Source organism: Candidatus Aquiluna sp. IMCC13023 (genome assembly GCF_000257665.1).
Lineage (GTDB): Bacteria > Actinomycetota > Actinomycetes > Actinomycetales > Microbacteriaceae > Aquiluna.
On record NZ_AJKR01000003.1, the window covers coordinates 508,587 to 515,470 of the forward strand.

The 6,884-nt window shown below is 51.1% G+C and carries 6 protein-coding genes; 2 read left to right on the forward strand and 4 right to left on the reverse strand.

The genetic code is table 11. From position 1 onward, the window contains the following. Positions 1-33: 33 nt before the first annotated feature. Genes IMCC13023_RS06285 through rsmI form a run of 3 tightly spaced genes read right to left on the reverse strand, consistent with a single transcriptional unit; the run spans position 34 to position 3,330 of the window. Positions 34-930 (reverse strand): TatD family hydrolase, encoded by an 897-nt coding sequence (locus tag IMCC13023_RS06285; protein WP_007542433.1) that lies wholly within the window; start codon positions 928-930, stop codon positions 34-36. Continuing rightward, a complete protein-coding gene (gene metG, locus IMCC13023_RS06290; RefSeq protein ID WP_007542435.1) occupies positions 927-2,501 on the reverse strand; it encodes a methionine--tRNA ligase in 1,575 nt (524 codons plus the stop codon). Before metG ends, IMCC13023_RS06285 begins: the two co-directional genes overlap by 4 nt. A 10-nt stretch (positions 2,502-2,511) precedes the next feature. Next, positions 2,512-3,330 carry a 16S rRNA (cytidine(1402)-2'-O)-methyltransferase gene (gene rsmI, locus IMCC13023_RS06295; RefSeq protein WP_007542437.1) on the reverse strand — a complete coding sequence of 273 codons (819 nt, stop codon included), beginning with the start codon at positions 3,328-3,330 and terminating at the stop codon, positions 2,512-2,514. Positions 3,331-3,353: 23 nt separating this feature from the next. Here rsmI and IMCC13023_RS06300 point away from each other — a divergent pair, with 23 nt between their 5' ends. Then, a complete protein-coding gene (locus IMCC13023_RS06300; RefSeq protein ID WP_007542440.1) occupies positions 3,354-4,808 on the forward strand; it encodes a dolichyl-phosphate-mannose--protein mannosyltransferase in 1,455 nt (484 codons plus the stop codon). On the opposite strand, the gene IMCC13023_RS06305 is transcribed toward IMCC13023_RS06300, so the two are convergent. After that, positions 4,805-5,806 carry a TerC/Alx family metal homeostasis membrane protein gene (locus IMCC13023_RS06305; protein WP_040325311.1) on the reverse strand — a complete coding sequence of 334 codons (1,002 nt, stop codon included), beginning with the start codon at positions 5,804-5,806 and terminating at the stop codon, positions 4,805-4,807. The two genes, IMCC13023_RS06300 and IMCC13023_RS06305, sit on opposite strands and share 4 nt — an antisense overlap. Positions 5,807-5,885: 79 nt before the next feature. On the opposite strand from IMCC13023_RS06305, the gene IMCC13023_RS06310 reads away from it, so the two are divergent. After that, a complete protein-coding gene (locus IMCC13023_RS06310) occupies positions 5,886-6,770 on the forward strand; it encodes a TIGR01777 family oxidoreductase (RefSeq protein ID WP_007542445.1) in 885 nt (294 codons plus the stop codon). Positions 6,771-6,884: the final 114 nt, after the last annotated feature.

Genomic DNA, 6,884 nt, shown 5'->3' on the forward strand with positions numbered 1-6,884 from the left:
CGGCTAACTGGCGAATCTCCTTAGCCCCGAGCACTAGCTCAATCCTTCCGCCCAAGAACCATAGACATTCTCGGTATTCCTGTTCAGCTGAAGGGCAAGGTCGTTGTCACTCCACTGCATAAGTGCAGCGATAAACCTGAGGGTGTGCGGCACTAGATAGGGCGCATTTGGTCTTCCCCGAAGAGGCTCGGGGGTCAAAAATGGCGCATCCGTCTCTATGAGAAGCTGGCTGGGATCAACCGCCAGAAGGGAGTCTCGGAGGTGCTGGTTCTTCTTGAAGGTCACGTTGCCGGCAAAAGATAAGAACCAGCCGTTTTCTTTGCAGATTTGGGCCAGCTCCAAATCCCCGGAGTAACAGTGAAAAACAGTTCGCTCGGGTGCGCCGACTCTTAGCAAGGTTGCAACAACATCAGCGTGAGCATCACGGTCATGAATCTGAAGCGCCAGGTCAAACTCCTTGGCAATTGCAATGTGCTGCTCAAACGAGTGCTGCTGCATCGATAAAGCTTCGTCGCCCTGTGTGCGGAAATAATCAAGCCCTGTTTCTCCAACGGCCCTTACTCTTTGAAGTTTTGCTAAGTCGGCAATTTCCAGAATTGCATCGTCAAGTTCCTTGAGCGACCCATAAAGCGGAGCTTCATTGGGGTGAATTGCTACCGCGGCAAGTAGCATCGGCTCGCGGGCTGCGAGCTCGGCAGAATACTTTGAGCTCTCGAGGGTAACTCCCACTTGGACCGCACCCAACATGTTGACTTGCCGCATCATCTCAATGTGCTGGGCCACACTCAGCGGCTCATCGCCATCAGCTATTTCTAGGTGAGTGTGATTATCGTAGGTGCCGACTTCCAGAGGCTCAGGTAGCGCCGGGTAAAGACGCTTCGCTTTCTCGCTGCCGTCGTAACTATTGCGAGTTCTCGCAAACTCGCTCATGCGCTCTCTTCTACCCTTGGGAAGAGGGCCTCTAGTTCACCCAGCTTTACACCGGGTTGCAATAACCCCCAGGTTTCACAGGATGACAGCGGCTGATCCGCAAGCTCACCAAGTGAGCTGCCAACCGAATCCCAGAGCCTGCCGGTGGCTTTTGGCATAATAGGAGCCAGCAATACCGATAGACAGCGAAGTCCTTCTACAGCCGTGTACAAGACAGTAGACAGACGCTCTTTATTTGCCGAATCCTTGGCCAGGACCCAAGGTTCTTGGGTCGTGATGTAGCTATTGAGCTCATCGACAAGTGTCCAAATTTTCGCTATCGCCTCGTGTGGGGCAATCTGGGAAATCGCAAGATCGGCTTCACGGGTGGCGGCTGCTGCAATGTTCGAAACATTCTTGTCAGCATCGGTGAATTCTCCGGGGGCTTGGATAACTCCGTCAAAGTAGCGATTCACCATTGCCACAGTTCTGGAGGCTAAGTTGCCGAAGCCGTTTGCCAATTCAGAGTGATATCTTGCTGAGAGATCCTCCCAGCTAAACGAACCATCGGAGCCGAAACCAATTGCCTTCATGAAGTAATACCTAAAAGCGTCAGACCCGAAAATATCGGTTATCTGATTCGGGGAGATTCCGGTCAATTTGGACTTGGACATCTTTTCGCCGCCAACAAGTAGCCAGCCGTGACCAAAGACTTGACGTGGTGGCTCCAGACCTGCTGCCATAAGCATCGCCGGCCAAATAACGGCGTGAAAGCGCAGAATATCCTTGCCTACAACCTGAACATCGGCTGGCCACAGCGACTTGAGCTTCTCTTCATCACTGCCATATCCGATTGCGGTGATGTAGTTCAAAAGCGCGTCAAACCAAACATAGGTGATGTGCTCGGAGTCCCAAGGGATGTCAATGCCCCAGTCAAATCGTTCCTTGGACCTAGAAATGGACAGGTCGCTGAGGCCTGATTTCACAAACGAAACAACTTCGTTTTTGGCAGATGCCGGTTGAATGAAAGTGGGGTTTTGCTCGTAGTGACTCAGGAGTTTTTCTTGGAACTGACTCAGCTTGAAAAAGTAATTTGTTTCATTCAGCTGCTCCACCGGCTTTGAATGAATCGCGCAAACTCTCTGCCCAACGAATGCGTCGGTTCCGTCAATAAGGTCGCCATCGTTTTTGTACTCTTCACAACCGACGCAGTAATTTCCTTCAAATGAACCTTGGTAGATGTAGCCGTCGTCGTAAAGCTTTTGTAAAAACTTCTGAACCGCTACCTCGTGCCTTGGCTCGGTGGTTCGAATGAAATCTTGATTGTCAATATCGATAGTCTTCAAAAGAGGTAGCCAAGATTCGGTAACCAGCTTGTCGGTCCAGCTCTTCGGATCGGTGTGGTTTCCAAGGGCTGTTCGCAAAACCTTTTCACCGTGCTCATCGGTTCCAGTCAGCAAAAAGGTGTCTTCTCCGCGCTGACGGTGCCACCTGGCTAGAACATCACAGGCCACCTCGGTGTAGGCATGGCCGATGTGCGGGGCATCGTTGACGTAGAAGATTGGCGTAGTTACGTAAAAGGACTTAGACACTTGAGATATCTTAGGCTTTAGCCTGCAGTGCGTGCTGATAGATGACAGTCTTCGAGGCTCCAAATTTATCGGCAAGTTCTGTGCTGGCCTGTTTTAGGCCCATCCCTGACTCGGCCAGTAACAGAGCTTTTTGGCCCAATTGCTCGTAATCAAGCTGTTCTTCGCCAGCGCCTGAAACAACCAAAACCATCTCACCCTTTGGAATTTTTTCCGCCCACTCGACAAGCTCTTCAAGGCTTCCGCGCTTTGTTTCCTCAAATTTCTTCGTAAGTTCTCGTGAAACACTGGCTAAGCGATCAACACCGAATACTTTGCTGGCATCCCTAAGGCTCTCCAGAATTCGATGGGGCGCCTCAAAAAACACCATGGTTCGCTTCTCGGTTATCAGTGACTCAAACACCCGAACTCGCTCGCCGGATTTTCTTGGCAAAAAGCCTTCAAAACTGAACCGGTCAGTGGGCAAGCCTGAAACCGCGAGCGCCGAAACTACGGCCGATGGTCCCGGCACAATTTGAATCTCCACGCCTGCATCCGCGCAGGCCCTAACCAATAAGAAACCAGGGTCAGAGATTGTTGGCATGCCAGCGTCGCTTACCAGGACAACTGTTTCGTCTTTGGCTAGCTCGACAAGCTCAACGATGCGATCCCGTTCATTGTGTTCGTGCAGACTGAAGAGCTTGGCGTTTAGGGTGATGCCCAGACCCCGACACAGTCGCTTCAGCTCTCTGGTGTCTTCGGCTGCAATAAAACTGGCTTCAGTAAGAGTTTTCTCCAAGCGCTTGGACGCATCGGAAAGATTTCCGATTGGAGTGGCCGCAAGTATCAACACGCTAAGCAAACTAGCATCTAAGCGTGATATCAGCAGCAATTCGCGTTTCGACCAAGCTGGCCAGCCATCGCCGGTTTGGCCTCATTTCCACGCTTGGAATAACTCTTATCGGCCTGATAATTCGGTTCGGAAATCTTGCTAACCCAAGGCTTCTGATATTCGACGAGACCTACTACGTAAAAGACGCTTATACCCTCGGGCTATTCGGATCCGAACGCAATTGGCAAGCCGGTGCGAATGCCGACTTTGAAATGGGTAACCTCTCTGGCTTTCTGGACACTGCCGCTTATGTAGTCCACCCGCCACTTGGCAAGTGGCTGATATGGCTTGGCATGCAACTATTTGGTGCCGACTCGGCGCTTGGCTGGCGCTTCACAACAGCCCTGCTTGGCACGCTGATGATTCCACTAGTAATCCTGATTGCCAGAAGGTTGATTGGATCAAACTTTTTTGCCGCAGTTGCTGGACTACTGATGGCCCTCGAGGGCTTGTCAATAACTCTTTCCCGCACCGCAATCCTCGATGGAATCCTTGCGTTTTTCGCTTTACTGGCTTTTTACTTTGTGATCCGAGATCAAGAAGCCTGGGAGCGCAGACTCCGGCATGCTCGGTCAAACGGACTAGTCATACGCGGATGGCTCTTATTGGCAGGTATCGCACTTGGGTTAGCCATCGGAGTCAAGTGGTCGGGGTTGTATTTCTTGGCAGCGTTTGGCATTTACACGTTTATTGTGGATCTGAACCTTCGGGGACGGCTAGGCATGCCGCATGTTCTGGCAATTGGCCAAGGGGCACTGAATGCGATTGTGCTTTTAGTTCCAGCCTTCGGAGTTTACCTACTTGGCTGGCTTGGCTGGATAACCGGGAGCGATGGATGGGGTAGAAACGCCAAGCCAAGTTGGTACGCGTCTCTTTGGGACTATCACCTCAACGCCTACGCATTCCACACTGGGCTCACAAGCCCCCACCCCTATCAGGCAAACGCTTTCGAGTGGCTTTTGAGCCTCAGACCAACTGCCCTGTTTTTCGAGCGCTACGAGGCCTCCAGTGCCTGCGGGGTGCTCACCGATTGCACCGTCGCACTGACCGCAATACCTAATCTTGTAATTTGGCTGGGCGGATTGTTGGCGATTATTTGGTTGGGCCTCAGAAATATTCGGAAGTTCGATGCCGGCAGTTTCGGGCTGGTCACAGGCTTTTTGGCCGGCTGGCTGCCCTGGGTGTTCTACCTCGAGCGCACTACTTTTCAGTTCTACGCTGTTGCTTATGCCCCCTATTTAGTGCTCGCTCTAGCTTTTGGTATGCACGTTTACTGGCGCAAAGGCGTTGCTCGAAGGCTTAAGGGTAGGCATGGGGCGCTGGTGGTTCTCATGGTAGCCGTGGTGTTATTCGCTATTTACTTCTTGTCTATCTGGATGGCGCTACCGGTCCCACATTTTGTCTGGCGAATGCAAATGCTCTTTCCATTCTGGGTCTAGATACCTTTTTTATCGATAACCCTGGTTGCAAGAAGGGACCAGACAGTGGTGACGGTCAGCGTTATCAAAATCACGATTAGCGATAAGCCCGTGGAGATTTCTGGGATGACCTTTATGGCCTCTCCGCCATTGATGAACGGGATGTCATTTTTATGTAGGGCGTGAATTACCAGCTTGATGCCGATCCAAGCCAAGATCAAACTCAATCCAAAGCCAAGATATCTGAGTCGCTGCATTAGACCGCTGAGCAAGAAATAAAGCTGCCTGAGGCCCAAAAGTGCAAAAGCGTTTGCAACAAAAACTATGTAGGGCTCATTAGTTAGACCGTAAACCGCCGGAATACTATCGAGTGCGAAAAGTAAGTCCGTGAATCCAATCGCGACCATGACTAGCAGCAGCGGTGTGATTACGCGCTTGCCGTTTTCAATAATCACTAACTTTGTGCCGTGGTACTGGTTGGTTGAACGAAACCGCCTTTGAATAAAATTGACAAGTCGTCCGCCCTCGAACTCATCGATTTCCTCATCCGGCTTCAGGTCCTGGGCCGTGTCCTTGATGAGCTTTATGGCAGTAAGAAGCAGGAACGCACCGAAAGCATAAAAAGCCCAACTGAAGTTCTCGATGAAAGCAGCACCTGCGGCTATAAAAATGCCCCTGAGCACGAGCGCTATCACGATGCCAATTAGGAGCGCTTCGGACTGAAGCTTTCTCGGCACCTTGAACTGGGTGAAGATAACCAAAAAGACAAACAGGTTGTCCACGGACAAGGCTTTTTCGGTAATAAAGCCGCCCAGGTATTCGCCGGCATACTGACCCGGCCATACAAGGCCGATAACCAAAGTGAACAACAAAGCCAGAGAGATGTAGATCGCGCTTTGGATTGCAGATTCCCGGAAGCCGGGTTCATGGGGATTCCTCACCTGGTAAGCAAGGTCACCAAGGATCACTACCGAGAAGGCGCCGATGGTAATTAACCACACCCAAATGTCTACGTTCATGACCTTCTGTTTTCCAGACCGTTGGAATAAACAGTCTTCGCCAATTGTAGGTAATCTTTCCAGTGGCGAAAGGCTTTGAATGCGCGTATTGATTTCTGGAGCATCGGGACTAGTTGGAACTGAGCTTTCTAGACAGCTGCTAGATCTCGGGCACGAGCCAGTTGTGCTGGTTCGACGCGAAGCCAAAGCGAGCAACGAAGTCAGTTGGAAACCCGGACTAGAAGCTCTTGACCCGAGCTTGATGGAATCCATCGATGCGGTCGTAAACATGGGCGGAGCCACAACCGGACGCATTCCCTGGACAAAGAAATACATGAAATTGCTTATCTCATCAAGGCTTGATTCAACTAAAACTTTGGTGGAAGCAATAAACAACTCTAAGAACCAGCCAAAAGTTTTAGTGAGTGGGTCCGCCTCAGGAATTTATGGCGATCGCGGAGATGAGCTGCTAACAGAGGAATCAGGTCGGGGAGAAGGTTTTCTTGCCGACTTGGCGGCCTCTTGGGAGACCGAAGCCCTGAAAGCCAACACTCGCGTCGTACTTGCCAGAACGACCCTGGTCATGAGCAAAAAGCTAGGTGCTCTCGGTCGACTCATGCCGTTCATTCGCGCCGGTGTTGGCTTCTCGATTGGGCGAGGCAGCCAATGGTGGGCATGGATTAGCCTCGAGGACGAAGCTAGGGCAATTATTCACTTGATAGACAATGAGGAAGCAACAGGGGCATTCAATCTCACTGCCCCAGAACCCGCCACCTGCAAACAGCTTGTTACTGCTCTTGGCAAGGAACTTGGCAGGCCGACTTTTCTCAAGGTGCCAGCCTGGGCAATGAATCTCTTCATAGGCGTGGCTGCAAAAGAATTACTACTTTGCTCTCAAAAAATGAGTTCTGAAAAACTCAGCGACTCAGGATTCGAGTTCACGCACCCGACTTTGAAACAGTCGGCTGCGTACGTAGTTAGCTAACTATTTTTTAGCTACTGGCTTCTTTGCAGCAGTGGTCTTAGCTACTGGCTTCTTTGCAGCAGTGGTCTTAGCTGCTGGCTTCTTAGCAGCACTGGTCTTAGCTGCTGGCTTCTT